Below are 24,934 nucleotides of genomic sequence, written 5' to 3'. Positions count from 1 at the left end.
CATGTACGTAGCCGTCAAGGGAGGCGAACGCGCCATCCTGAACTCCTACCAGATGCTGGACACCTACCGTCGTGGCGATACCTCGGTTCCGGAGATCACGCTCGACCAGATTCGCGAGCAGATGCCGCTGGCCGTGGCACGCGTGATGGCCGAAGGCTCGCTCTATGATCCGCACCTGGCCGCGCTTGCGCTCAAGCAGGCCGCAGGCGACCAGATCGAGGCGATCTTCCTGCTGCGCGCCTACCGCACCACGCTCGCGCGCTTCGGTTACACGCAGGCGCTCGATACCGGCAAGATGCGCCTGCAGCGCCGGATCTCGTCGACGTTCAAGGACGTGCCCGGCGGGCAGGTACTCGGCCCGACCTACGACTACACGCAGCGCCTGCTCGACTTTTCGCTGGAAGCGGGCCGCGATCCCGCTCCGCTGCCGCCGTCACCGGAACCGCTGACAACGAACATGCCGCGCGTCACCGGTCTGCTCGAAGCTGAATCGCTTGTCGAAGCCGATACGATCCCCGCGGGCGACCCCGCCCCGCCGGACCTGACGCGCGAACCGCTGACCTTTCCCGCCGAGCGGCCCGCACGCCTGCAGAACCTGGCGCGTGCCGACGAAGGCTTTCTGCTGTCGATGGGTTACTCGACGCAGCGCGGCTACGGCAACTCGCACCCGTTCGCGGCGGAGATCCGCTTTGGCAGCACCGAAGTCGAACTGTTCGTCGAGGAACTTGGCTTTGCCGTGACGATCGGTGAAGTCGAGCTGACCGAATGCCAGATGGTGAGCCAGTTCGCCGGCAACGCCGACGAAGCGCCGCGCCTGACACGCGGCTACGGCCTCGTGTTCGGCTACAACGAACGCAAGGCGATGTCGATGGCACTGGCCGACCGTGCAATGCGCGCCGAAGAACTCGGCGAGGCCGGCGATGCCCCGGCCAATGACATCGAGTTCATGCTGTACCACAGCGATAACGTCGAAGCGTCCGGCTTCGTGCAACACCTGAAGCTGCCGCACTACGTGGACTTCCAGGCCAACCTCGAACTGCTGCGCCGCCTGCGTGCCGAACAGCAAGGCACGGCCGCCACCGAGCCGGCCGAAGAACAACCCCAGGAGGAGTCGCTGGCATGAACGCCACCGCCACCGTCGCACGCGACGACCACTACAACTTCGCCTACCTCGACGAATCGACCAAGCGCATGCTGCGCCGCGCGCTGCTGAAGGCCGTGGCGATTCCGGGCTACCAGGTGCCGTTCGGCAGCCGCGAAATGCCGCTGCCATATGGCTGGGGCACGGGCGGCATCCAGGTCACGGCTGCCATCATCGGCCGTCAGGACGTGCTCAAGGTCATCGACCAGGGATCGGACGACACCACCAACGCGATCAACATCCGCCGCTTCTTCGGCCGCGTGACCGGCGTCCAGACCACCGAGCGCACCGCCGAGGCCACCATCATCCAGACGCGCCACCGCATTCCGGAAACGAAACTGCGCGCAGGCCAGACGATGGTCTACCAGGTACCCATCCCCGAGCCGTTGCGCTGGCTGGAGCCGAGCGAGACCGAAACGCGCACGATGCATGCGCTGGCCGAATATGGCTCGATGCACGTGAAGCTGTATGAAGACATCGCCCATCACGGCCATATCGCCACCACCTACGACTATCCCGTGATCGTCAACCAGCGCTACATGATGCGGCCCTCGCCGATCCCGAAGTTCGACAACCCCAAGCTCGACCGCAGCCCTGCGCTGATGCTGTTTGGCGCCGGACGCGAGAAGCGTGTCTATGCGGTGCCGCCGTACACGTCGGTCAAGAGCCTCGATTTTGTCGATCATCCGTTCACCGTGGAGAAGTGGTCTAGCTGCTGCGCGCAATGCGGCGCCACCGACAGCTACCTCGACGAGATCATCACCGACGATGCCGGCACGCGCATGTTCGTCTGCTCGGACACCGAATACTGTGCCGATCGCCAGGCCGCGCAGGCCGCACAGGCCATAAAGCATGCCGCCGGAGGTGAACAATGAGCGCGACACCACTGCTGTCGGTACGCAGCCTGACGCACACCTGGGATGGCGTGCACGGCTGCCACGACGTAGCCTTCGACCTGTATCCCGGAGAAGTGCTTTGCGTGGTGGGTGAATCGGGCTCGGGCAAGAGCACGCTGCTGCAGGCGCTGTCGATGCAGGTCAAGGCGCAGCGCGGCAGTGTCAGCTACGACATGCGCGAATCGGGGCTGACGGACCTGGCCACGCTGTCGAGCGCGCGCATGCGCCTGCTGGCACGCACCGACTGGGGCTTCGTGCGCCAGCACGCCCGCGACGGCCTGCGCATGCAGGTCAGCGCCGGCGCCAATATCGCCGAACGCCTGATGGCCGTCGGCAATCGCCACTATGGCGACCTGCGCGAGATCGCCGGTGCATGGCTCGAAAAGATGGAGATCGACCTTGCACGCCTGGACGATGTGCCGAGCACGTTCTCTGGCGGCATGCAGCAGCGGCTGCAGATTGCGCGCAACCTGGTCACGCATCCGCGCCTGGTGTTCATGGACGAGCCCACCGCGTCGCTCGATGTCTCGGTGCAGGCCCGCCTGCTCGACCTGATGCGCCGCCTGGTCACCGACCTCGGCCTGGCTGCGATCCTCGTCACGCACGACCTGGCCGTGGCACGGCTGCTCGCGCATCGCACGTTGGTGATGCAAGGTGGCCGGGTGGTCGAACAAGGCCTGACCGACCAGATCCTCGATGACCCGCAGCATCCGTACACGCAGTTGCTGGTTTCCTCGATCCTGCAGGGATGATCATGATGCAAGCAGACAACCAGAAGCTGATCGAGGTTCGTGGCCTCGGCAAGATGTTCACGTTGCACAACCAGGGCGGCATCCGCCTGCCGGTACTGCGCGCGATCGATTTCGATGCGTCGCGCGGCGAATGCCTGGTGCTGTCGGGCCGCTCGGGCACCGGCAAGAGCACACTGCTGCGGTGCCTGTACGGCAACTACCTGGCAACCGAAGGCACGATCCGCCTGCGCGACACCAGCATGCCGGACGAACCGTGGGTAGAACTGAGCCATGCTCCGGAACAGCGCGTGCTCAAGCTGCGCCGCGACGTGATTGGCTATGTCTCGCAGTTCCTGCGCGCCATACCGCGCGTCTCCGCGCTTGACGTGGTAGCCGAGCCGCTGCAGCAACGCGGCACCAGCCACGAGGAGGCTCGCATCCGGGCCGCCGCGCTGCTAGACCGGCTGAACCTGCCGCGCCGCCTGTGGGAACTGCCGCCTGCCACGTTCTCTGGCGGCGAGCAGCAGCGCGTGAACATTGCGCGCGGCCTGATCGGCGGGCATCCGATCCTGTTGCTCGACGAACCCACCGCGTCGCTCGATGCCGAGAACCGGGCCGTGGTGATCGCCCTGATCCTCGAGGCGCTGGCCGAGGGCCGCGCGCTGGTCGGCATTTTCCACGACGAAGCCGTGCGCGACGCCGTGGCCACGCGCCTGTTGCCGCTGCAGCCTGCCACCGCACTCGCCTGAAACCGACCGACCTTGCCTGAACCTGAAACGGAACCGGACATGTCTACCACTTACCTCACGCACGCGACGCTGGTGTTGCCCGATTGCGTGCTGCAAGACAGCGCGCTGCTGATCGCCGACGGACAGATCGCCGCCATCGAGCCCGCCTCGGCCCCCGCCAGCGCCAACGTCATCGACCTGCGCGGCCATACCGTGATGCCTGGCCTGATCGACGTGCATTGCGATGCCATCGAAAAGGAAGCCGAGCCACGAGCCAATGTGCTGTTCCCGCTCGACTTTGCCGTTGCGCAGGTGGACCGGCGCAACGCCACGGCCGGCATCACCACGCCGTACCACGCGCTTTCTTTCGCCAGCAACCAGTTCGGCGTGCGCAACAACGAGACCGCCGCAACGCTGGTGCGCGCGGTGGCGGCCTATCGCACGCACAGCCTCGTCGACAACCGCATCCACTGCCGCTACGAAGTGACCGATGGGGCCGCCGTGCCCGTGCTCGAAATGCTGATGGCGGAAGGCGTGGTCGACCTGCTGTCGGTCATGGACCACTCGCCGGGCCAGGGCCAGTTCAAGACGCTTGATGCGTACCTGTCGTACATGATGGGCAACCACGGCATGAGCCGCGAGGAAGCCGCCGATGCTGCCGCGAAGAAGACGGCCTCACTCGACGGCGCGACCGAGCGCGTCAACCGGCTCGTCTCCAAGGCTCATGAGCTTGGCATTCCCACGGCGAGCCACGACGACGATTCGCCGCAGCGGATTGCCGCGATGCACGCGCTCGGTGTGCGCATGAGCGAATTCCCGATCAACGTGGAAACGGCGCAGGCCGCCTCGGCCCATGCGCTGCCGACGATCCTTGGCGCACCGAACGTACTGCGCGGCAAGAGCCAGAGCGGGTCGATGCGAGCGATCGATGCCATCCACGCCGGTGTCGGCACTATCCTCTGCTCCGATTACCAGCCTTCGACGCTGATCGCCGCAGCGTTCGCCGCCGCTCGCCTGGCCGAACTGCCGCTCGACAAGGCGCTTGCACTGGTCACCGCCAACCCGGCCGATGCCTGCCTGCTGAACGACCGCGGCCGCCTGGCGCCGGGCAAGCGCGCCGACGTGATCGCCGTGGGCAACGTCGCCGGACAGCCGCTGGTCACACACACGTGGTCGGCAGGTCGGCTGGTATTTGCGGCGGGATACCCGATGGTGCAGCACGCGGCGCCACGTGCGGCGGAAATGCGGGCGGTGGCTTGAGACGCGGCGCAAGCTTGAGAGGGCCGGCGCATTGCATCGCGCCGGCACATTCTCTAAATATAGGCTGCCGCCCCGAACCCGCACGCTAGGATTTTTCCCGAACATATCGGGCTGGCCTTTGGAATGGCATCCCCTACAGTGAATAGGCGCGAGCGGGTCACGCAAGGGGGGCCGACATGAAGTTAATAAATGCAATGCCAGCACTGCTGGCTGTTTTTTTGTGCGCGGCCTGTGAGGACATGTTCGTCTCCAGGGCGCCGCCGGTCTATCAACGCCCGCTTCCGGCGCCCTACCCGACCCAGCAGCCAGAGGTGGTGCGTGCCACGCCGATCGCGCCGCATGAAATCGACATTGCAGGCTCTTGCAAGCGCACGGAGGAAGACGGTTTCCGGGAAGATGCCACGGTACGCGTTTCGCACAACGCCGTGCAAACGCTGACCTGGAAGCTCTGGGTATCGCGCCGTGGCTGGTGTCATTTCGACCTGGCAGAGTTCAAGCAGGTACAGCAGACGCCACACATCGAGCTGCATGCGATCGATGGCAGCGGCTGCACGCTGATGGTCTGGCAAGACCCACGCCGCATCACGCTGGCCCACGCACGCTGCGAGAAACATTGCACCCCGGGGATCTACGACGAAGCGTGGCCTGTGCTGTTTGACCCCAGGAGTGGCGGCTGCGCGCAGATCCGCTGATTTAGGCTACTTCGCCCTGGGCACGCGGCCCATCAGGAAGAACTCGTCGTTGGGCCGCATGCCGATGGTGTTGGCCATGCGGTTGGACAGTCCAAAGAACGCCGTGATGGCAGCGATATCCCACGCGTCTTCGTCGTCAAACCCGTGAGCGCGCAGCGCGTCGAAATCGGCTTCGCCAACCGTGTGCGAAGCCTGGCAGACTTTCATCGCGAAATCGAGCATCGCCCGCTGGCGCGGCGTGATATCGGCCTTGAGGTAGTTGACGGCCACCTGGTCGGCCACCAGCGGTTTCTTCTCGTAGATGCGCAGGATGGCGCCGTGGGCCACCACGCAGTAGAGGCACTGGTTCGCGCCGGAAGTGGCCACCACGATCATCTCGCGGTCGCCCTTGGTCAGGTTGCCGGTCTCCTTGAGCATCAGCGCGTCGTGATACGCGAAGAATGCGCGGCACTCGTCCGGCCGATGGGCCAGGGTCAGGAAGACGTTGGGAACAAAGCCGGCCTTTTCCTGGACTTCCAGGACACGCTGCCGGATGTCGTCCGGCAGGTTTTCGATGGTGGGAACCGGGTAGCGGCTGATCGGCGCTTGTGGCTGGGTCATGTCTGTCTCCTCGGGATATCTTTCCCTGTTGGTACATGCCCGGCCGTGACTCGTTGTTGTCACGGCCGTCGAATCACGGAAAGCTTACGCCTGTGACGCGAACTGGATGCGATGCAGGCCCGCGTACAAGCCATTTCTGTCGAGCAGCTCGGCATGGCTGCCCTGCTCGGCAACACGGCCTTGCTCCAGCACCACGATCCGGTCGGCGTTCTCGATCGTCGACAGGCGGTGTGCAATCACCAGCGTGGTACGGCCGACCATCAGCGATTCCAGCGCCGCCTGCACCTGGCGTTCGGATTCGGAATCGAGTGCCGAGGTAGCTTCGTCCAGGATCAGGATCGGCGCATCCTTGTAGATTGCGCGTGCGATGGCCATGCGCTGGCGCTGGCCGCCGGACAGCTTCATGCCGTTGTCGCCGATATTGGTCTCCAGCCCCTCTGGCAGGCCCTTGACCACGTCCGTCAGGTAGGCAGCCGCCAGCGCGCGCTCCACGCGGGCGATGTCGATCTTTTCGCGCGGATGCACACCATAGGCCACGTTGGCGGCCACGGTGTCGTTGAACAGCACGACATCCTGGCTGACGAAGGCGATCTGGCGGCGCAGGTCCGCCAGCGCAAAGCGGTCGATCGGCTGGCCGTCGAGCAGGATGCGCCCCTCGGTCGGATCGAAGAAACGCGGCACCAGGTTCACGAGCGTGGTCTTGCCACTACCCGAAGGGCCCACCAGCGCCACTACCTCGCCCGGCGCGGCACGGAGGCTCACATGGTTCAGTGCGGCACGCGGGGCGTCGCCATAACGGAAACCCACGTTGTCGAGCACGAGATCGCCACGCGCACGCTCCAGCGGCAGACCACCGGCTTGCGGCTCGATCGGTTCGTCGATCAGCCGGAAGATCATTTCGGCAGCGGTCAGGCCGCGCTGCAGCGGCTGGTTCAGGTCGGCCAGGTGCTTGAGCGGCGAGATCAGCAGCAGCATCGCCATCACGAAACCGGTGAAGGCGCCGATCGTGGTCTGGTTGCCCTGCGCCTGGATCATTGCGATCGTCAGGATCACGGACAGCGCCAGCGATGCCAGGAATGCCGTTACCGGCTGGTTCAGGCCGCCGGCCACTGCCATGCGCATCGAATATCCGCGCAGCCGCTCGGCCATCACCTCGAAACGCGACATTTCATACGCTTCGCCGCCGTGGAGCTTGACCACCTTGAAGCCACCGACGGATTCCTCCACGACATAGGCGGCGGTGTTGGTCAGCGTCTGGTGTTCGCGGTTCAGGCGGCGCAGGCGGCGGTTGACCTTCGACATCACAAAGCCGATCGCAGGCAGCAGCACCGCCACCACCAGCGTCAGCTTCCAGTTCGTGTAGAACAGGTAGATCAGCAGGGCCAGCACGGTCAACGAATCGCGCACCAGCGTGATCAGCACACCCGTGAGGATCTGCATCACCTGGTTCACCTCGAAGATCACGGCGTTGATCAGCGATGCGGCGGTATTGCGGTGGAAGAACAGCGCCGGCGCGTGCAGCATGCGGTCGAACATCTGCATGCGCATCTTCAGCAACACGCGGTTCGAGATCAGCGAAAGCAGGTAGCCCGAGGCAAACTGCGCTAGGCCGCGCACCAGCGCCACGCCCACCAGCAGTGCGGGAACGTGCCAGAGCTTGCCGGCGTAGGTGCCGCCGAAGCCCTTGTCGAGGAGGTCGTTGACGACCTTCGGAATAATCCCTTCGGCACCCGCCACCAGGGCCATGGCGATGATGGCCAGGACAAAGTTGCGCTTCTCGGGCTGCAGATAGGCCCAGACGCGCTTGAGGGTGTCGGATTCCTGGGGCGTTTGCTGTTTGTTGTCGTTCACGTTCGCTCCACTTGCCAACGGGAAAGGGACGCCGGGGCGACTGCCGCTAGAATGGCGGGCAGCGTCGGCAAGCGGTATCCCATTGCAAGCATCTCTATGAAAATCTCTGTCGTACTGATTACCAAAAACGAGGCACACAATATCCGGGAGTGCCTCGAAAGCGTCTCCTGGTGCGACCGCGCGATTATAGTGGACTCCGGCAGCACGGACGGCACAGTAGAGACCGCGCGCGCCATGGGCGCTGAGGTCTACGAGACCGCCACGTGGCCCGGTTTCGGCCCACAAAAGAACCTCGCCCTGTCCAAGGTGCAGAGTGAGTGGGTACTCTCCATCGACGCCGACGAGCGCGTCACGCCGGAACTGCGCGACGAGATCCTGGCGGCGATTGCATCGGGCCAGGCCGACGCTTACGACATGCCACGCCTGTCACGCTTCTGCGGCCGCTTCATCCGGCACAGCGGCTGGTACCCCGACCGCCTGATCCGCCTGTTCCGCGCGGGCAAGGCCAGGTTCACCGACGACCTTGTGCACGAAAACGTGGTGACCGACGGCCCGGTTGCCCACCTGCAGAACCCGCTGCTGCACTACACCTACGACAACTTCTCGCAGGTGCTGCGCAAGGTCGACCAATACTCGACGCTGGGCGCCCAGCAGGCGTTCCAGCGCGGCAAGACCGCCTCGCCGGCCAGCGCGTGGCTCCATGGAAGCTGGGCGTTCCTGCGCACCTATGTCCTGCGCCGCGGCTTCCTGGATGGCCCGCAGGGCGTTGCCATCGCCCTGATGAACGGCCAGGCCAGCTACTACAAGTACATCAAGCTGTGGCTGCTGCAGCAGCAGGCGCGGCAGCCCGTTGCGTCAGGCGACCCGCAAGCACACTGAACGCCTGGGCGGTTGGCCCAAAGCCCATCTGCTCGATGTGGCGCGCGGCATGCGCCAGCAGCGCCTCGCGCAGCGGCGCGTCCTGCAGGCCCTGCCGGATCGCCGCCGCCAGTTGCGCGGCGTCGCCAACCGGCACCAGCAGCCCGGCGCGGCCATCATCGAGAATCTCGCGCGGCCCCGTCGGGCAATCGGTACTGACCACCACCTGCCCCACGGCCAGCCCTTCTAGCAGCACATTGGGCAAGCCTTCCATCTTCGAACTGAACGCGAGCAGCCGGGCCTGACGAATCCAGGCATGCGGATTGGACTGGAAGCCGGCAAAGGTCACACGGCCGGCGATGCCAAGCGAGCGCGCCAGCGCTTCCAGTTGCGGCCGCGACGCTCCGTCGCCTACCAGCACCAGCCGCTCCTCGATCCCTTCCTGCACCAGTTGCGCATAGGCGTGCAACAGCGCGGTGAAGTCCTTCTGGCTTTCCTCCAGCCGGCCCACGGATACGATGTACGGCCCCGAAGGCGCCACCGCTGCGTCGAGCGGCAGGTTCGCCCTGGCGCGGATATTGTCGAGATCGATCGTGTTGTAGAGTCGCACCAGCTTGTCCGCCGCCTCGGGGATCAGCGCGCGCGCATCGTTCAGCATGCTGTCGGTCAGCATCACCACGGCGTCGTAGTCCGTCTTGCACTGATGCCGCAGCTTGCGCAACTTGCGTCGGTGGCCCCGATCGAGGTGCGCCACGCTGAAGTGCTGATAGCCGATCATCGGCACCGGCAACGGCCCGGTAATGCGCGACAGCGACATGTCGTAGTCAACCACCACGTCATACCCCTGCGCCAGGACCCGCCGGAAACGGCGATTCATCAGCGGCTTGCGCACCGGCGGCAGCAGCAATTCCTCGTAGACCTTGCCGAGCGGCCCGAGCTTGCGCGCCTTCTTGAGCTGGCGGCAATGCGACAGCCAGCGCTCGGGCGCCAACACCTGCAGCTTCACGCTGGCCGGCAGCCGTGCGCGGAAATGGGTCTCAAGTGCCTCCGACGGATACGTCACCGTCAGGCCGACCTCGAACCCTTCATGGTCCAGCGCAGCAAGCAGCGACACCAGCGACGTCTCGATGCCGCCGTGCAGGAAGTGCGTCACATGAAACAGGATGCGCGGCTTACGCATAACTGGCGCACCGGGCGCGCTCATTCGATCAGTCATACATCATGCGCACAGTGTCACCCAGCGCACTGCGCAGGCTCGTCAGCGCTTCTTCGGATGGCGTAATCTGCCACTGGTCGCCAAGCATTGCCTCGCACTGCGCGGTCTTGTTGACGTAGCGAATGCGCACCGGTACGCCCGGGGTCTGCGAGACGTTGGCCAAGTACGGCGTCAGCAGTTCTCGCAGCCGCTCGGTCGATGCGTTGCCATTGAAGCCCAGGCACACCGCATCGGCATAGCGCGCGCGCGCGGCAACCAGGTCCAGCACCGATTCCGCTGTGAACCGCACGCCGCCCGTGAAGGTGTCATGGCGCGCGTTGCCGTGGGCTATCAGCAGCTCGTCTTCGCGGAACATGTGACGGTTGGCGTCGTACAGCTCATTGAATACCGTCAGTTCGATCTGCGCGGACCCGTCGTCGAGCAGCACGATGATCAGCTTGCCGCGCTGGGTCATCTGGGTGCGGATGCCCGTGATGATGCCGGCAATCACCTTGCCGCGCACGTCGCGGCCATAGCCGCCACCGTTGCCCTGTACTTCCTTTTCGAGCGCGGCAAGCGTGCCCTTGACGAACTTGCGCACTTCGTCGCGCGACGCATCGAACAGATGGCCGGAGAAGTAGTAGCCGAGCGCCTGCTTTTCTTCCTGCAGCGTGCGCTTGGGCGACCATCGCGGCTCGTCCACCAGTTCCGGGCGGTGGGATTCGCCCGCGTCGTCCATCAGGTCGAACAGTGACACCTGGTTGGCCGATTCGGCCTTCTGGTCAGCCGCCTCCATGGCGATCGACACCGATGCCAGCAGTTGCGCGCGATTGTCGTTGAGGCTATCGAACGCACCGGCGCGAATCAGCGCCTCGATCGTGCGGCGATTGACCTGGCGGCGGTCGACGCGTTCGCAGAAATCAAACAGGTCCTCGAACGGCTTTTCCGCGCGCGCGCGCAGGATGTCTTCAATCGCGCCCTGACCGGAGCCCTTGATGCCGCCCAGACCGTAGCGAATCGTCTTCGCGTCGGTCGGCGCGAAGCGGTACTCGCTCGCGTTGACGTCGGGCGGCAGCACCTCGATCTTGTTCAGGCGGCAGTCCTCGTAGAGGATCTTGACCTTGTCCGTGTCGTCCATGGCCAGCGACATGTTGGCTGCCATGAATTCGGCCGGATGGTGCGCCTTGAGCCACGCCGTGTAGTAGGCCAGCAGCGCGTACGCAGCCGCGTGCGACTTGTTGAAGCCGTAGCCAGCGAACTTCTCCATCAGGTCGAAGATGTCGTCGGCCTGTTGCGCGGTCAGCCCGTTCTTGTCCGCGCCCTCGCGGAACAACTCGCGGTGCTTGGCCATTTCTTCGGCCTTCTTCTTGCCCATGGCGCGGCGCAAGAGATCGGCGCCACCGAGCGAGTAGCCGCCGATGATCTGCGCCATCTGCATCACCTGCTCCTGGTAGACCATGATGCCGTAGGTCTCCTTGAGCACGGGTTCGACGCGCGGATCGGGATACTCGACCTTCTCGCGACCATGCTTGCGCGCGCAGAAGCTCGGAATCAGGTCCATCGGGCCGGGACGATACAGCGCCACGAGCGCGATGATGTCCTCGAAGCGGTCGGGCTTGGCGTCCTTGAGCATGCCCTGCATGCCGCGGCTTTCCAGCTGGAACACCGCCACCGTGTTGGCGCTCTTGAGGATATCGAACGCAGGGCCGTCGTCGAGCGGAATCTGGCTGCAGTTCCAGTCGGCCTTGCTCGGGTCCAGGCGACGGATGTAGCGCTCGGCCCAGTCGAGGATCGTCAGCGTGGTCAGGCCCAGAAAGTCGAACTTGACCAAGCCGGCGGCTTCCACGTCGTCCTTGTCGTACTGGCTGACCACGCCGCTCATGCCGTCCGTGCCCTGCGTATAGAGCGGGCAGAAATCGGTCAGGCGCCCCGGGGCGATCAGCACCCCGCCGGCGTGCATGCCGACGTTTCGCGTCATGCCTTCCACGCGTTGCGCCAGTTCCAGCAACTGGCGCACCTCTTCTTCGTTGCGTTCGCGCTCGGCCAGCGCCGGCTCTTCCTTCTTGGCTTCCTCTAGCGTGACGAGTTTGCCCGGCTTGAACGGGATCAGCTTGGCCACGCTGTCGACAAAGCCATAGCCCAGGTCCAGCACGCGGCCCACGTCACGCACGGCAGCCTTGGCGGCCATCGTGCCGAACGTGGCGATCTGCGACACGGCGTCCTTGCCGTACTTTTCCTTCACGTACGTGATCACGCGATCGCGGCCGTGCTGGCAGAAGTCAATATCGAAGTCGGGCATCGAGACCCGCTCCGGATTCAGGAAACGCTCGAACAGCAACGCGTACTTGAGCGGATCAAGGTCGGTAATGCCAAGCGCGTACGCCACCAGCGAACCGGCACCGGAGCCACGGCCCGGACCCACTGGCACGCCGTTGTTCTTCGCCCAGTTGATAAAGTCCGCCACGATCAGGAAGTAGCCCGGGAAGCCCATCTTGATGATGGTGCCGGTCTCGAACTCCAGCCGCCCGTAGTACTCGGCTCGCTTCTGCTCGCGCTCGGCCTCGTCGGGGAACAGGACTGCCAGGCGCTTCTCCAGGCCGTCCTTGGCCATGAAGACGAGGTAGTCATCGAGCGACATGCCGTCGGGCGTGGGGAACAGCGGCAGGCGCGGCTTGCCGAGTTCCAGCGTCAGGTTGCAACGCTTGGCGATTTCCACCGAGTTCTGGAGCGCCGACGGGATATCCGCGAATAGCGCGGCCATCTCGTCCTGGCTCTTGAAGTACTGGTCGGTGGTGAACTTGCGCGTGCGGCGCGGGTTGGCCAACAGTTCGCCCTCGGCGATACAGACGCGTGCCTCATGCGCCGTGAAATCGTCCTGCGTCATGAACTGCACCGGGTGCGTGGCCACCACGGGAAGCTGCATCGATGCGGCGAGTTGCACGGCCTGCGGCACGTAGGCATCGGTGCCTGGCTGGCCGGCACGTTGCAGTTCGATGTAGTAACGCTTCGGGAACACGCTGGCCCAGTGCTCGGCGGCACGGCGCGCCGCGTCGGCATTGCCGTTGGCCAGCGCCTGGCCAACATCGCCGCCCATCGCACCCGAAAGCGCGATCAGGCCGGTGGCCAGCGGCAGGCCCTCTTCGCCCGGTTCCTCGAACCAGCCCGGCTCGAGTTCGGCTCGGCCGCGGTGCTGGTTGCCGAGCCAAGCACGCGACAGCAAAGTGCACAGATTCAGGTAACCGATGCGGTCCTGCACGAGCAGCAACATGCGCGACGGCTTGTCTCGATCATCGGCGTTGGTCAGCCAGACGTCGGCGCCCACCACCGGTTTGACGCCGCCGCCACGCGCCTCCTTGTAGAAGCGGATCAGGCCGAAGGCGTTGGCGAGGTCGGTCAGCGCGAGCGCGCCCATGCCGTCGCGGGCGGCGGCCTTGACGGCGTCGTCGAGACGGACGATACCGTCAACGATCGAATACTCGGAGTGCAGGCGGAGGTGTACGAAGCGGGGTGCAGACATAGGGCGCCATTGTACCGGCTCCCCAAATCCCGCAGTCTGAGAGTTTTCTGAAACGCGAGACGCCGGCGACACGTCGACGGGTGTCCCGAAACGCTTTGAGAGGCTATAATTTCGCCTTTCCAATCAGGCAGTTACCGAGCGCCTTGTGCGCCGGCCCGGCAGCAGCGCCCATGCAGATCGTCAATATTTCCGCTTACAAGTTCGTCACGCTCGAAGACATCGAGACCCTGCGCCCCGCCATGCGCGAACGCTGCGACGCGGCCGGCCTGAAAGGCACGATCCTGCTTGCGCCGGAAGGCATCAACATGTTCCTGGCCGGCACGCGTGAACAGATCGACGAATTCATGGCCTGGCTGCATGCCGACGCCCGTTTCGCGGATATCGCGCCCAAGGAAAGCGTGTCGGAAAACCAGCCCTTCAAGCGCATGCTCGTGCGTGCCAAGAAGGAAATCATCACGATGAAGATGCCGCTGATCCGCCCGGAAGCCGGACGTGCGCCGTCGGTGCGGCCCGTGGACCTGAAGCGCTGGCTTGACCAGGGGCACGACGACGAAGGGCACCCGGTGGTGATGCTCGATACACGCAACGCGTTCGAGGTGGCGGTTGGCACGTTCGACGACGCGGTGGAGTACGGCATCGGCAAGTTCAGCGATTTCCCGCCAGCGGTGGCAGAGAACAGGGCGGCACTTGAAGGCAAGACCGTCGTGTCGTTCTGCACCGGAGGCATCCGTTGCGAGAAAGCCGCCATCCACATGCAGGAAGTGGGCATCGAGCGCGTCTATCAGCTCGAAGGCGGCATCCTCAAGTATTTCGAGGAAGTCGGCGGCAGCCACTACAACGGCGATTGCTTCGTGTTTGACTACCGGACCGCACTGAATCCGAATCTGGAGCCGTCCGGGCCTGTGCAGTGCTTCGCGTGCCGCGCGGTGGTCTCGCCCGAGGAACAACAGCACCCGAAATACGTGGTGGGCAAGAGCTGCCCGCACTGCGCGGAAGTGAACGCACCGGCGGCTGCCTGAGCCTGCAGGCGCGAATCAGGCGGCCAGCAGGTGGTAGAGATTGCGTAGCATGCCGGCCGTGGCGCCCCAGATAAAGTGCTGACCACCATCTTCGCGCGGATAGGGCATGGCGTAGAACAGGCGCTCGCCGCCTTCCCAGCGGAACAGCCGGCGCTCATGCCTTGCCGGGTCCATCAGGAACGCCAGCGGCACCTCGAAGATCTCCGCCACTTCCCGCTCGTCGGCATGCAGGGTGAAACCCGTGTGCACCAGCCCGACAACCGGACTCACGTGATAGCCGGTACCCGTGATGTAGTCCGGCAGCGAACCCAGTACCTCGATGTAGTCCCTTGCGAGGCCGATCTCTTCCTCGGTTTCGCGCAGCGCCGTGGCAATGCGGTCGGCGTCGAAGGTTTCCTGGCCACCACCCGGAAAACTGATCTGTCCCGCGTGTGCATTCAGGTTGGCATTGCGCTGGGTAAGCAGCACTGTCAGGCCGTCCGGGCGCTCCACCAGAGGCACCAGCACCGCGGCTTCACGCAGGCCGCGCGTCTTGTCGTAGACACGCGACTCGTCGGTCAGCTCTGGCTGCCATGCCGGCGGCGAAAGCAGCCGGTGCCGGATGAAGTCGGGTTTCATACGCGGCGCGGCAAGCGGCGCGCGGCGGCTATCGGTCTCGATGACCGGTAGCGCCTCGGGGTCGAATTTAGGGCGCATAACGCCAACAAGTATGACAGAAGCGCACGATGTCGCATCGCAGCATAATCGCGCCCGCGTTGCGGATCAGACAAAGGAAACGAGCAAAGAAAAAGGACACCCGAGGGGTGTCCTTCGCAATTCCGGCACGGCACCGGTTGCCCGGTGCCTGACAGGGAAAGCTTATTGCGCAGCGACGGTGGCCTTGGCCTTCGTCACCAGCTTTTCCTTGATACGTGCCGACTTGCCCGAGCGCTCGCGCAGGTAGTACAGCTTCGCGCGACGGACGTCACCGCGACGCTTCACTTCGATGCCGGCGATCAGCGGCGAGTACAGCTGGAACGTACGCTCCACGCCTTCACCCGACGAGATCTTGCGCACGATGAAGGACGAATTCAGGCCACGGTTACGCTTGGCAATCACCACGCCTTCGTAAGCCTGCACGCGCTTGCGGTTACCTTCCACCACGTTCACGCTGACGATAACGGTATCGCCAGGCGCGAATTCGGGGATGGTCTTGTTCGCCGTCAGACGCGCGATTTCTTCCTTCTCGATTTGCTCGATGATGTTCATCGTTTTCTCCGTAACCATCGTGCCGGCGTTGGATGCCCCAGATCGTTCTGGGCCCCGGCAGAGGATGGGGATTTCATTTGGCGGGAGCGAACTCCTGCCCTGCTTTCGCCGCCCACTCCGACAAAAACTTCTCGTCGGCCTTGGACAACAATCCTTGCTCGCGCGCGGCCACGATCAGGTCGGGACGCTTGCGCGCGGTATTGGCCAGCGCCTGCTGGCGCCGCCACTTCTCGATCTCGGCATGATGGCCCCCGAGCAATATGTCGGGAACCCGCACGCCTTCATATTCTTCCGGCCGCGTGTAGTGCGGACAATCGAGCAGGCCATTGACGAAACTGTCCTGCACCGCCGACTGCGCATCGCCCAGCACGCCGGGCAGATGCCGCACCACTGCATCGATCAGCGCCATGGCCGGCAGTTCGCCGCCCGACAGCACAAAATCGCCGAGGCTGATTTCCTCGTCCACGCGACGATCGATCAGACGCTGGTCGATCGCCTCATACCGGCCGCACAACAGCACCAGACCTGGCCGCTGCGACAACGCCATGACTTTTTCATGGGTCAGCGGTGCGCCCTGCGGCGACATCAACACAACGTGCGGCCTGTCGACGCCCGCATCCGACTGCGCTGCCGCGGCAGCGTCTATCGCATCCTCGAGCGGCTTTGCCAGCATCACCATGCCGGGGCCACCGCCATAGGGGCGATCGTCGATTGTCCGGTAATTGTCGACGGTAAAATCGCGCGGATTCCAGGTCCGCAGCGCATAGCGCTGCTGCTTGGCCGCCCGGCTGGTGATACCCCAGTCGGTCAGCGCGCGAAACATCTCGGGAAACAGCGTGATTACATCGAACTGCATCGCGCCTCCCTTGGCACTTCAGTAATCGAGCCCCCAGTCCACCACGATCCGCCGGGCCGATGTATCCACCGTCCGCAGGAACGCGTCGACAAACGGGATCAGCCGCTCCTCGGCCTTGCCGTCCGGCAGCGTATAAGCCACCTGAAGGATCTGATGGGCGCCGTTGTCGATCAGGCCAGTCACTTCGCCGAGCGCTTCGCCCTGCTCGTTGACCACGGCACAACCGATCAGGTCGACCCAGTAAAATTCACCATCTTCCGGCGCGGGGAAATCCGCACGCCGAATCCAGACGCGGCGCCCCTTGAGCATTTCGGCCATATTGCGGTCCGAAACGCCGGAAGGCTGCGCAACCACGGTACCGCTGTGTTCACGCGACTGGGAGATCTTGACGCTTATCGCATCGGCCGATTGGGCCGGCGCCGATACCACGCCTGCCGGCGGCGCACGCAGCAACCACCAGCGACGGGCGTGGAGCAATGCGGAGGCGTCGTCCGCATGCGGCTGGACCTTGATCCAGCCCCGGATACCATAAGCTGCGCCCACATAGCCCACCTCGACCAGATCGTCGGGCAGGCTATCTGCGAACAACAGCGCGGCGGGCAGTTTATCCTGCCGGCCGGGCGCACCGCCTGGCGTGGCGGCCAGGTTCAACGGCTTGCGGCCGGAGGCGTTGCCAGTCACTTTAGCGGAGCGTCAATATTGCTTCAGGCGCGTGCCTTGCGTGGCACGCTGCTCAAAGCTATCAGGCAGCAGCCTTGGCAGCTTGCTTGACCAGGCGGGCAACGGTCGGCGACAGTTGAGCGCCAACGCCTTGCCAGTAGGCCAGGCGGTCTTGCACCAGGCGCAGGCCCTCTTCCTTTTCGGAAGCCAGCGGGTTGTAGAAGCCAACGCGCTCGATGAAACGGCCATCGCGACGGTTGCGCGAATCGGTTGCCACGATGTTGAAAAACGGGCGCTTCTTGCTGCCGCCGCGAGCCAGACGGATTACGACCATGTTTATTCCTCGAAAAAACGGGGGTGTGCGAACACGAAACGCAAGAGTATAGCCCACTTCCCGAGTCCAAACAAACACTTACGGCTTTCCCGCTGCAAGTGGCGCGTCCGGAGCGATGTTGACGCAACATGGCCTGGGGCGCAGCGTGGCAAAAACCGCGAACCGGAGACAAGTCATGCGCCTGAATCAGCACATCACAAGATTCACCAGCATCGTGGCCCTGTTTGGCGCCACGTGGTCCGCAACCGCTGCACTGGCCGCCCCACCGATCGACCAGATCCGGCTGCCGCCGGGGTTCAGGATAGAAGTACTCAGCGACGACGTGCCGGGCGCGCGCGGCATGACGTTTTCCCCGAGCGGCACGCTGTTCGTGGGCAGCCGCGGCGAAGGCAAGGTGTATGCGCTGACGGCGCCGCTTGAACCGCATCCGAAGACGCGCGTGATTGCGTCGGGACTCACCATGCCGGTTGGCGTCGCCTTCCGCGACGGCGCATTGTACGCATCGTCGACCTCACGCATCGTGCGCCTCGATGACATCGAGGCCCGGCTCGACAATCCGCCACGCCCCGTCACGGTCAGTGACAAGTTTCCAACCGAAACGCATCACGGCTGGAAATTCATCGCCTTCGGTCCGGATGGCTATCTATATGTTCCGGTGGGTGCGCCATGCAACATCTGCGCGCAAGACGAAAACCGCTACGCAAACATCATGAAGATGAAGCCGGATGGCTCCGATCTGCAGGTGGTGGCCAAAGGCGTGCGCAACTCGGTTGGCTTCGACTGGAATCCGGTCACGCATGAACTCTGGTTCACCGACAACGGGCGCGACTGGCTTGGCGACGATCAGCCCGACGATGAACTCAATCGGCTGACACGTCAGGGCGAGCACTTCGGCTACCCCTATTGCCACGCTGGCACGGTCCCCGATCCCGAGTTCGGAAAGCAACGCCCGTGCTCGGCATTTGTACCTCCCGTTGCCAAGCTCGGACCGCATGTCGCGGCGCTTGGCATGCGCTTCTACACCGGCAAACAATTTCCGCCCGAATATCGGAAGAACAACATCTTCATCGCCGAGCATGGCAGCTGGAACCGCTCGGTGCCCATCGGCTACCGGATCGCGCGGGTTGTGCTCGATGACGCCGGGCATGTGCTGCACCAGGAGATCTTTGCCGAAGGCTGGCTGCAGAATGGCAAGGCCTGGGGCCGACCGGTCGATGTGCAGGTCGCCCCCGACGGTTCGCTGTTGGTCAGCGACGACATGGCCAATACGATCTACCGCATCCGGTACGCGCCTTGAAGCATCGCTGGAAATCCCGCCCCAACCCCGCCAAGGCAGGCCTGGCGCGGCGTTGCGGCGGAGTTGCGACAGACGCTCCAAAGCTGTCAAAAATGACGAAACAATCCGTTACACCGGTAACGGGATTGGCATAGGCGGTCACACGGCCCCTGCGTACCATGAACCCAACTCCTGACTTATCTCTGCTACAGGATCTTGGGATTCCGCATGCTTACCCGCCCCCGCCTGCGCCTTCTGGTGGCTGGTACCGTGGCCGTCATCGGCCTTGTTGGCAGTATTGCCACCGGCCACGCGCAAGTCGCCTTCTGGCAGCACAACCACACCGATCACCCGGTGCGTGCGGGGCGTTTTGGCGGCTGGGAAATGGCGAGTGTACGCGCCGAGAATCGTGACCATGTGCAGGCGCAGATCGACCGCATGGAGGCGCGCGCTCGCAACGATGACCGCCTGAGCGGGCGTCCACCGACCGCTGGCGGGCGTGAAGACGAACGTGCACATCATCCTGGAGGGGACCGCAACACCCCCGGGGAGGCCACAATGCGTGGCAATGAAGCGCGGCAAGGCAACGGCGGCCCCGGCTGGCAGGCACGTGGGCGCGAAGGCGGCCGCTAGACCTGTCAACAAGCACCAACCGAACGGCCGGAACTTCCGGCCGTTTTTCTTTGTCTCTACATTCGTGCGCGCGAACTAGCGCCGCACAGGCTGCCGCCCGGCGCTGTCCGGGGACGTACAGTGTGCCGTCGTTGCGCAGACGGCAATCGACCTGACCTGCCTCTGTCCGGCACCCACTGCATTGCCTCCACGGTCGGGCGCAGCCTCCATTCATCATGCCTCCCTTATTGACGACCTGACACGGCTTCCGGGCCGTCATCCGGGTCGTTTATCGCCTTCGTAGCTACATGCTGCTGCACACTGTCGTGCTGTACAGCGAAAAGCATATTTCCGATCTGGCCTCGAACGTTGTTGCTGCCATCTGGTCATCCCGACGACAGCAAAATCGTCCGGGCGCGGGCGTACAATGTGCGACCGATTGCCCGCCACCCGCCACCAATTCCATACGATGTCTGCTGCCAGCCAAGCCCCCGCCATCGCCACTGAAGCCCGCAAGACGCCCGACACGCGCGGCAAATCCAAACTGGTCACCGTTGCACTGGCCTTCCTGTTCGGCAGCCTGGGCGCGCATCGTTTCTATCTGAAGGGGCTTGGCGACAAGTTTGGCTGGGCCCATCTGATCGGTACCGTGGCTGGTGCCATCGGCATCGCGTCGCTGATGATCGGAGTCGGCAACACGGCCCTGAACTGGGTATTCGCCGTTGCCGGCGGTATTTCGCTGACAAGTGCCTTCCTGACGGCCATCGTGTTCGGCCTGCGTCCCGACGAGAAATGGGACGAGCGCTATAACCCGCACGGCGCACCCACGCGCTCGGGCTGGCCCGTGGTGATCCTGATCATCCTTTCGCTGATGATCGGCACGGGCCTGCTGATGGCCGGACTTGCGATCAGCTTCCAGACATTCTTCGAATCGCAGGTGGAAGCCGCGAAGGCACTCTCGCAGGAATAAAGGGCACACTGCGAATCGCGCCTCGTGCCACGGCGATGCACTTCGATCTGATCGATATCGCGGTATTCGTGCGCGCGGCGGCGCTCGGCAACCTTTCGGCGGCGGCGCGCGATCTTGCGTTGTCGACCTCCACCGCCAGCGCCCGCCTCCAGAGGCTTGAGGATCAACTCGGCACGCGGCTGCTGCACCGTACCACGCGCCGTCTTTCCCTCACCAGCGACGGCGAGCGTTTCCTTGAGCATGCAGAGCAGTTGCTGGCCACATCGGAACTTGCCGCGCAGTCGGTTGGCCGAGGCGCGGAAGCACCACACGGCGCGCTTCGCGTCGCTGCGCCGGCATCGTTTGGCCGTCAGCATGTGTCCCCCGCGATTCCCGCATTCCTGGCCGCTTACCCCGGCCTGATGCTGGACCTGCGCCTTACCGATCAGATTGTCAGTCTTGTCGATAGCGGCATCGACGTCGCGCTGCGCATGGGCGCCCTGCCTGACTCCACGCTCGTGGCGCGGCCGCTCGCCCCAAGTCATCGCGTTATCTGCGCATCGCCGGCCTACTTTGCCCGCCACGGCGTGCCGCGCCACCCGGAAGACTTGCGCAAGCACAACTGCCTGGTTCTTGGCGATCAGTCGACCTGGCGCTTTGACACCCCCGTGGGCGAAACCTCGGTGAGCGTGCGCGGCAACCTGCGCGTCGACAACGGCGAGGTGATTCGCGATGCAATTCTCGCAGGCATGGGTATCGCGCTGAAGTCGACCTGGGATGTCGCGGTGCATTTGCGCCGCGGGGAACTGGTAACGGTGCTCGACGAATATCCGGTCCTGCCGGCGGTCTCGATCTGGGCCGTGTACCCCAGCCGCCATCTGGTGCCCGCCAAGACGCGCGCCTTTGTCGACTTCTTCGCCAACAGGTTCGGCTCGCCACCCTACTGGGATCGCGACGATTCGCCCCCTCCTCCGCGTATCGCCCATACTGTTTAGATTGACACGCAGCGCCACGCTCCCGGCGCGGCAAAGGGGGACCAGATGGAGCATCCAAGTTATGAGGAAGGACGCCTCGCGGCGATCGCTGTACGGCTGGCCATGTCGTCTGGCCTGCCGCCAGCCAATGCAAAAGCGGCACTGGAACTGGCCTGCCACATGATCGACGACGCCATGGCCCAGAAAAACGAACCTTGCCTGCCGGCTGCCTTGCGCGGTCGGCCCTTCGGTCTCGGCGGGGGACGGAGCAGCAGCCTGTCGGGTTCGAAGCATCTGTAGCAATACCGGGGCAATGCGGCCCCGGCACATTCAGGGAAATGCGCCGGCATGAGATTCCGGCACGGCAGGCGCACTTCCCTTCAAGGCCCCACTATCATGCCCAAGATACTGTATATTTATACAGTATTAGTACTTGAGCAGGCGGGAGGCTCCCCATGGCTTCATTAACAGATGGATTCCGCAAGGGAAGAGGCGCACTGTCCAACGCAGAGTCGCGTTTTGACAGCCTGTCCCGGGAGGCGGATGCGGCCATCCTGACCGATCTGGAAGCGCTGCACGGCGAGCAATCCCCACCGAAAACCACGGTAGCGATAGAGCCCGCGAAGTCGATCATTTCGCGCAATCAATCCCCCGACGTCCCGTTCGACCAGTCGATCAATGCCTATCGAGGCTGCGAGCACGGGTGCTCATACTGTTTCGCGCGCCCGACCCATGCGTATCTGGGCCTGTCGCCTGGGCTCGACTTCGAAACCAAGCTGTTTGCCAAGCCGAATGCCGCGGAACTGCTTGAGCGCGAGCTTCGCAGAAAGACGTACAAGCCCAGCGTCATTGCACTTGGCACCAACACCGACCCGTACCAGCCGATCGAAAGGAAGTTCCAGCTCACGCGCGAGATCCTGGAAGTGCTGGAGCGGTTCAACCATCCGGTGGCGATCACAACCAAGTCGTTCCTGGTGACACGTGACATCGATATCCTCGCCCGAATGGCGGTGAAGGGCCTGGCTCGCGTGTTTGTCTCGGTCACGACGCTTGACGCCGATCTCGCCCGAAAGATGGAACCGCGCGCCAGTACGCCGATGCGGCGGATTGAAGCCATCAGGATGCTTGCCGAGGCAGGCGTGCCTGCGGGGGTACTAGTTGCCCCGGTCATTCCCGCCCTGAACGAGTATGACCTTGAGAACATCCTCAAGGCCTGCCGTGAAGCTGGCGCAACATCTGCCGGGTTCGTCATGCTGCGCCTGCCGCTGGAGGTGCACGACATCTTCGTCGAATGGCTTGGTGAACACTTCCCTGGGCGAAAGCAGCATGTACTGAGCATCATCGAGGACATGCGTGACGGGAAGCATAACGATGCCGAATTCACGCGGCGCATGCGCGGCACGGGGATTTTCGCTGAGCTTGTGCGGAAGCGATTCGATCTGGCTTGCAGGAGGCTTGGATTGAACCAGGAGCGTCACGCGCTTCGCACGGATCTGTTTCAGGTGCCGGCGGATGACGGGCCGCAGGGCAGCCTGTTCTGAGTACACGAACCTGGCCTGCTGCGCTCAGGCCGCGCCCGCCGGACCACGCTCCTTCTCGTCCACGGCAATCGCCAGCGTCTCCTTGATCTCCTCCATCACGACGTAGCTTTTGGACTGCGCGGCGCCCGGCAGCTGCAGCAGGATGTCGCCGAGCAGCCGGCGATACTCGCCGATCTCGCGAATGCGTGCCTTGATCAGGTAATCGAAGTCGCCCGAGACCAGATGGCATTCGAGCACCTCGGGAATCCGCAGCACCTCGCGCCGGAACTGTTCGAACATGTTGCCCGACTTGTTGCCGAGCGAAATCTCCACGAACACCAGCAGCGCGCTGCCAAGCAGCGCCGGATTCAACCGGGCGAAGTAGCCCATGATGACCCCGTCCCGTTCGAGCCTTTTCACGCGCTCGATGCACGGCGTAATCGTGAGGCCGACGGTCTCCGCCAGGTCCTTCATCGATATCCGTCCGTCCGCCTGCAGGACCCCAAGGATCTTCCGATCCAGCCGATCGAGCGAGCGCACCGGCTGACGACTCGTTCTCATGATTTTTTCCTGTTTCCCGACGAAATTCGGTAACTATGACTGCTTTGAAGTCAATAGTATAGAAGCGAATTCTTCCACACCACCATATTGCAGTTGAGAGCCCCCAAAATGCGCGTTCTAGTTCTTGGCAGTGGCGTGATTGGCGTTACCAGCGCCTGGTATCTGGCGCGGGCCGGTCACGAAGTCATCGTGGTCGACCGCGAAGGCGGCCCGGCTCTTGGCACCAGCTTTGCCAACGCCGGCCAGATTTCGCCGGGCTACGCGTCGCCATGGGCGGCGCCTGGTGTTCCGCTCAAGGCCATCAAGTGGATGTTCCAGGAGCACGCGCCGCTGACGATCAAACCCGACGGCACGCTGTTCCAGCTCCAGTGGATGTGGCAAATGCTGCAGAACTGCACGGCCGACCGCTATGCAGTCAACAAGGAACGCATGGTCCGTCTGGCCGAGTACAGCCGCGACTGCATCCGCGCGCTGCGCGCGGAAACCGGCATCAACTATGAAGGCCGCCAGCAAGGCACGCTCCAGGTGTTCCGTACCGACGCGCAGCTCGAAGCCGCGTCGCGCGACATCGCAGTGCTCAAGGAAGCGGGCGTGCCGTACGAACTGCTTTCGCGCGATGAACTCGCCGCGAGCGAACCGGCGCTCGCCGCCGTCGGCCACAAGCTGGCCGGTGGGTTGCGCCTGCCGAACGATGAAACCGGCGACTGCCAGCTGTTTACCGAACGGCTGGCAGCGATGGCTGAATCGATCGGCGTGCAGTTCCACTACAACCGTTCCATCGACGGCCTGCTGACGCAGGGCGACGCCGTGACCGGTGCAATCGTCGAGGGCCAGCCGATGATGGCCGATGCCGTAGTCGTCGCGCTTGGTAGCTGGTCCACACCGTTCGTGAAGCACGTGCTGCCGGGCTTGTCGAACCTGCCCGTCTATCCGCTCAAGGGATTCTCGATCACGGTGACGCTCACCGACGCATCGAAGAGCCCGGTATCGACCGTGCTCGACGAAACCTACAAGGTGGCGATCACGCGCTTCGACGACCGCATCCGCGTGGGCGGCATGGCGCAGATCGTTGGCTACGACCGCTCGCTGGATGCGAACAAGCGCCGCACGCTAGAGCATGTGGTAACCGACCTCTTCCCGGGCGCCGGCGACGTTAGCCGCGCGACGTTCTGGACCGGTCTGCGTCCGATGACGCCAGATGGCACGCCGGTAGTCGGGCCGGCCGGTATTCGCGGCCTGTGGCTCAACACCGGCCATGGCACGCTGGGCTGGACGATGGCATGCGGCTCTGGCCAGTTGCTGTCGGACCTCGTCTCGGGCACGCGCCCGGCGATCCGCGCCGACGATCTCTCCGTCGACCGCTATCGCAAGCAACCGCGCACGCACCACGTGCCGCGTCCGCTGCCGGCCTGATACCTCAGCGCCACCAGGCAAAAAAATGGGCGACCCCTAGGGG

General features: G+C 64.1%; 25 protein-coding genes. 15 read left to right on the top strand and 10 right to left on the bottom strand.

The annotated features are described in order from the left end of the window. Position 1: 1 nt before the first annotated feature. The 6 genes from B552_RS0119630 (at position 2) to B552_RS0119605 (ending at position 5,448) form a co-directional block, all read left to right on the top strand. Positions 2-1,123 (top strand): carbon-phosphorus lyase complex subunit PhnI, encoded by a 1,122-nt coding sequence (locus B552_RS0119630; RefSeq protein WP_019450760.1) that lies wholly within the window; start codon positions 2-4, stop codon positions 1,121-1,123. After that, positions 1,120-2,016 (top strand): alpha-D-ribose 1-methylphosphonate 5-phosphate C-P-lyase PhnJ, encoded by an 897-nt coding sequence (locus B552_RS0119625; RefSeq protein WP_019450759.1) that lies wholly within the window; start codon positions 1,120-1,122, stop codon positions 2,014-2,016. The genes B552_RS0119630 and B552_RS0119625 overlap by 4 nt, the downstream gene beginning before the upstream one ends. Continuing rightward, positions 2,013-2,789, top strand: coding sequence for a phosphonate C-P lyase system protein PhnK (phnK, locus tag B552_RS0119620; protein WP_019450758.1), 777 nt, complete (start codon positions 2,013-2,015; stop codon positions 2,787-2,789). Before B552_RS0119625 ends, phnK begins: the two co-directional genes overlap by 4 nt. 5 nt (positions 2,790-2,794) lie before the next feature. Continuing rightward, positions 2,795-3,517, top strand: a complete 723-nt coding sequence (gene phnL, locus B552_RS0119615; protein WP_026035837.1) for a phosphonate C-P lyase system protein PhnL — start codon at positions 2,795-2,797, stop codon at positions 3,515-3,517. A 39-nt stretch (positions 3,518-3,556) separates the two neighbouring features. Continuing rightward, positions 3,557-4,756, top strand: a complete 1,200-nt coding sequence (locus tag B552_RS0119610) for an alpha-D-ribose 1-methylphosphonate 5-triphosphate diphosphatase (protein ID WP_019450756.1) — start codon at positions 3,557-3,559, stop codon at positions 4,754-4,756. 176 nt (positions 4,757-4,932) lie between these two features. Further along, complete coding sequence (locus B552_RS0119605; RefSeq protein ID WP_026035836.1) at positions 4,933-5,448, top strand: hypothetical protein; 516 nt, start codon at positions 4,933-4,935, stop codon at positions 5,446-5,448. Between the two features lie 6 nt (positions 5,449-5,454). Here the strand turns inward: B552_RS0119605 and B552_RS0119600 are convergent, their stop codons facing one another. Both B552_RS0119600 and msbA read right to left on the bottom strand, forming a co-directional pair. Next, positions 5,455-6,048: a peroxidase-related enzyme gene (locus tag B552_RS0119600; RefSeq protein ID WP_019450754.1), complete on the bottom strand. Its 594-nt coding sequence runs from the start codon at positions 6,046-6,048 to the stop codon at positions 5,455-5,457. Positions 6,049-6,132: 84 nt separating this feature from the next. Beyond that, complete coding sequence (gene msbA / locus B552_RS0119595; RefSeq protein WP_019450753.1) at positions 6,133-7,899, bottom strand: lipid A export permease/ATP-binding protein MsbA; 1,767 nt, start codon at positions 7,897-7,899, stop codon at positions 6,133-6,135. A 96-nt stretch (positions 7,900-7,995) separates the two neighbouring features. On the opposite strand from msbA, the gene B552_RS0119590 reads away from it, so the two are divergent. Continuing rightward, entirely contained in the window at positions 7,996-8,778 is a 783-nt protein-coding gene (locus B552_RS0119590) for a glycosyltransferase family 2 protein (RefSeq protein ID WP_035880102.1), read from the top strand. Here B552_RS0119590 and B552_RS0119585 read toward each other — a convergent pair. Then, positions 8,711-9,937: a glycosyltransferase gene (locus B552_RS0119585; RefSeq protein WP_019450751.1), complete on the bottom strand. Its 1,227-nt coding sequence runs from the start codon at positions 9,935-9,937 to the stop codon at positions 8,711-8,713. The two genes, B552_RS0119590 and B552_RS0119585, sit on opposite strands and share 68 nt — an antisense overlap. A gap of 28 nt (positions 9,938-9,965) precedes the next feature. Then, positions 9,966-13,469, bottom strand: coding sequence for a DNA polymerase III subunit alpha (gene dnaE, locus B552_RS0119580; protein WP_019450750.1), 3,504 nt, complete (start codon positions 13,467-13,469; stop codon positions 9,966-9,968). A gap of 170 nt (positions 13,470-13,639) precedes the next feature. Between dnaE and B552_RS0119575 the strand changes: the two genes are divergently transcribed. After that, positions 13,640-14,488 carry a sulfurtransferase gene (locus B552_RS0119575; protein ID WP_019450749.1) on the top strand — a complete coding sequence of 283 codons (849 nt, stop codon included), beginning with the start codon at positions 13,640-13,642 and terminating at the stop codon, positions 14,486-14,488. 15 nt (positions 14,489-14,503) lie between these two features. Here the strand turns inward: B552_RS0119575 and B552_RS0119570 are convergent, their stop codons facing one another. The 5 genes from B552_RS0119570 to rpsP all read right to left on the bottom strand — a co-directional run bounded on the left by B552_RS0119570 (position 14,504) and on the right by rpsP (position 17,586). Continuing rightward, complete coding sequence (locus B552_RS0119570) at positions 14,504-15,184, bottom strand: CoA pyrophosphatase (RefSeq protein ID WP_019450748.1); 681 nt, start codon at positions 15,182-15,184, stop codon at positions 14,504-14,506. 162 nt (positions 15,185-15,346) lie between these two features. After that, complete coding sequence (gene rplS, locus B552_RS0119565; protein WP_019450747.1) at positions 15,347-15,736, bottom strand: 50S ribosomal protein L19; 390 nt, start codon at positions 15,734-15,736, stop codon at positions 15,347-15,349. 73 nt (positions 15,737-15,809) lie between these two features. After that, positions 15,810-16,592 (bottom strand): tRNA (guanosine(37)-N1)-methyltransferase TrmD, encoded by a 783-nt coding sequence (gene trmD / locus B552_RS0119560; RefSeq protein WP_019450746.1) that lies wholly within the window; start codon positions 16,590-16,592, stop codon positions 15,810-15,812. Positions 16,593-16,610: 18 nt separating this feature from the next. Continuing rightward, a complete protein-coding gene (gene rimM / locus B552_RS0119555; protein WP_019450745.1) occupies positions 16,611-17,273 on the bottom strand; it encodes a ribosome maturation factor RimM in 663 nt (220 codons plus the stop codon). A 61-nt stretch (positions 17,274-17,334) separates the two neighbouring features. Beyond that, positions 17,335-17,586, bottom strand: coding sequence for a 30S ribosomal protein S16 (rpsP, locus tag B552_RS0119550; RefSeq protein ID WP_019450744.1), 252 nt, complete (start codon positions 17,584-17,586; stop codon positions 17,335-17,337). A gap of 175 nt (positions 17,587-17,761) precedes the next feature. Between rpsP and B552_RS0119545 the strand changes: the two genes are divergently transcribed. The 6 genes from B552_RS0119545 (at position 17,762) to B552_RS0119520 (ending at position 22,938) form a co-directional block, all read left to right on the top strand. Then, positions 17,762-18,883, top strand: a complete 1,122-nt coding sequence (locus B552_RS0119545) for a sorbosone dehydrogenase family protein (RefSeq protein ID WP_019450743.1) — start codon at positions 17,762-17,764, stop codon at positions 18,881-18,883. A gap of 207 nt (positions 18,884-19,090) precedes the next feature. Next, entirely contained in the window at positions 19,091-19,495 is a 405-nt protein-coding gene (locus tag B552_RS0119540) for a hypothetical protein (protein WP_019450742.1), read from the top strand. Positions 19,496-19,943: 448 nt separating this feature from the next. Beyond that, positions 19,944-20,444 carry a TM2 domain-containing protein gene (locus B552_RS0119535; protein ID WP_026035832.1) on the top strand — a complete coding sequence of 167 codons (501 nt, stop codon included), beginning with the start codon at positions 19,944-19,946 and terminating at the stop codon, positions 20,442-20,444. A gap of 35 nt (positions 20,445-20,479) precedes the next feature. Then, entirely contained in the window at positions 20,480-21,418 is a 939-nt protein-coding gene (locus B552_RS0119530) for a LysR family transcriptional regulator (RefSeq protein WP_019450740.1), read from the top strand. A 45-nt stretch (positions 21,419-21,463) separates the two neighbouring features. Next, positions 21,464-21,697 (top strand): hypothetical protein, encoded by a 234-nt coding sequence (locus B552_RS0119525; RefSeq protein WP_019450739.1) that lies wholly within the window; start codon positions 21,464-21,466, stop codon positions 21,695-21,697. Between the two features lie 155 nt (positions 21,698-21,852). Continuing rightward, positions 21,853-22,938, top strand: a complete 1,086-nt coding sequence (locus B552_RS0119520; RefSeq protein WP_019450738.1) for a PA0069 family radical SAM protein — start codon at positions 21,853-21,855, stop codon at positions 22,936-22,938. A gap of 24 nt (positions 22,939-22,962) precedes the next feature. Here B552_RS0119520 and B552_RS0119515 read toward each other — a convergent pair whose 3' ends face one another. Beyond that, the gene (locus B552_RS0119515) at positions 22,963-23,478 is read right to left on the bottom strand and encodes an Lrp/AsnC ligand binding domain-containing protein (RefSeq protein WP_026035831.1); all 516 of its coding nucleotides are present in this window, start codon (positions 23,476-23,478) and stop codon (positions 22,963-22,965) included. Positions 23,479-23,586: 108 nt separating this feature from the next. Here B552_RS0119515 and B552_RS0119510 point away from each other — a divergent pair, with 108 nt between their 5' ends. After that, the gene (locus tag B552_RS0119510; protein WP_019450736.1) at positions 23,587-24,891 is read left to right on the top strand and encodes a D-amino acid dehydrogenase; all 1,305 of its coding nucleotides are present in this window, start codon (positions 23,587-23,589) and stop codon (positions 24,889-24,891) included. Positions 24,892-24,934: the final 43 nt, after the last annotated feature.

This window comes from Cupriavidus sp. BIS7 (assembly GCF_000292345.1).
Lineage (GTDB): Bacteria > Pseudomonadota > Gammaproteobacteria > Burkholderiales > Burkholderiaceae > Cupriavidus.
This window is presented reverse-complemented; position numbering and strand designations above follow the sequence as displayed.

Coding starts and splice junctions, on each gene's coding strand:
- B552_RS0119630 (WP_019450760.1), top strand. CDS start 2: ATGTACGTAGCCGTCAAGGGAGGCGAACGCGCCATCCTGAACTCCTAC.
- B552_RS0119510 (WP_019450736.1), top strand. CDS start 23,587: ATGCGCGTTCTAGTTCTTGGCAGTGGCGTGATTGGCGTTACCAGCGCC.
- B552_RS0119610 (WP_019450756.1), top strand. CDS start 3,557: ATGTCTACCACTTACCTCACGCACGCGACGCTGGTGTTGCCCGATTGC.
- B552_RS0119540 (WP_019450742.1), top strand. CDS start 19,091: ATGCTTACCCGCCCCCGCCTGCGCCTTCTGGTGGCTGGTACCGTGGCC.
- B552_RS0119590 (WP_035880102.1), top strand. CDS start 7,996: ATGAAAATCTCTGTCGTACTGATTACCAAAAACGAGGCACACAATATC.
- B552_RS0119600 (WP_019450754.1), bottom strand. CDS start 6,048: ATGACCCAGCCACAAGCGCCGATCAGCCGCTACCCGGTTCCCACCATC.
- phnL (WP_026035837.1), top strand. CDS start 2,795: ATGCAAGCAGACAACCAGAAGCTGATCGAGGTTCGTGGCCTCGGCAAG.
- B552_RS0119545 (WP_019450743.1), top strand. CDS start 17,762: ATGCGCCTGAATCAGCACATCACAAGATTCACCAGCATCGTGGCCCTG.
- phnK (WP_019450758.1), top strand. CDS start 2,013: ATGAGCGCGACACCACTGCTGTCGGTACGCAGCCTGACGCACACCTGG.
- B552_RS0119570 (WP_019450748.1), bottom strand. CDS start 15,184: ATGCGCCCTAAATTCGACCCCGAGGCGCTACCGGTCATCGAGACCGAT.
- B552_RS0119515 (WP_026035831.1), bottom strand. CDS start 23,478: ATGAGAACGAGTCGTCAGCCGGTGCGCTCGCTCGATCGGCTGGATCGG.
- B552_RS0119575 (WP_019450749.1), top strand. CDS start 13,640: ATGCAGATCGTCAATATTTCCGCTTACAAGTTCGTCACGCTCGAAGAC.
- B552_RS0119605 (WP_026035836.1), top strand. CDS start 4,933: ATGAAGTTAATAAATGCAATGCCAGCACTGCTGGCTGTTTTTTTGTGC.
- B552_RS0119520 (WP_019450738.1), top strand. CDS start 21,853: ATGGCTTCATTAACAGATGGATTCCGCAAGGGAAGAGGCGCACTGTCC.
- B552_RS0119525 (WP_019450739.1), top strand. CDS start 21,464: ATGGAGCATCCAAGTTATGAGGAAGGACGCCTCGCGGCGATCGCTGTA.
- B552_RS0119535 (WP_026035832.1), top strand. CDS start 19,944: ATGTCTGCTGCCAGCCAAGCCCCCGCCATCGCCACTGAAGCCCGCAAG.
- rplS (WP_019450747.1), bottom strand. CDS start 15,736: ATGAACATCATCGAGCAAATCGAGAAGGAAGAAATCGCGCGTCTGACG.
- B552_RS0119530 (WP_019450740.1), top strand. CDS start 20,480: ATGCACTTCGATCTGATCGATATCGCGGTATTCGTGCGCGCGGCGGCG.
- rpsP (WP_019450744.1), bottom strand. CDS start 17,586: ATGGTCGTAATCCGTCTGGCTCGCGGCGGCAGCAAGAAGCGCCCGTTT.
- trmD (WP_019450746.1), bottom strand. CDS start 16,592: ATGCAGTTCGATGTAATCACGCTGTTTCCCGAGATGTTTCGCGCGCTG.
- B552_RS0119585 (WP_019450751.1), bottom strand. CDS start 9,937: ATGCGTAAGCCGCGCATCCTGTTTCATGTGACGCACTTCCTGCACGGC.
- B552_RS0119625 (WP_019450759.1), top strand. CDS start 1,120: ATGAACGCCACCGCCACCGTCGCACGCGACGACCACTACAACTTCGCC.
- dnaE (WP_019450750.1), bottom strand. CDS start 13,469: ATGTCTGCACCCCGCTTCGTACACCTCCGCCTGCACTCCGAGTATTCG.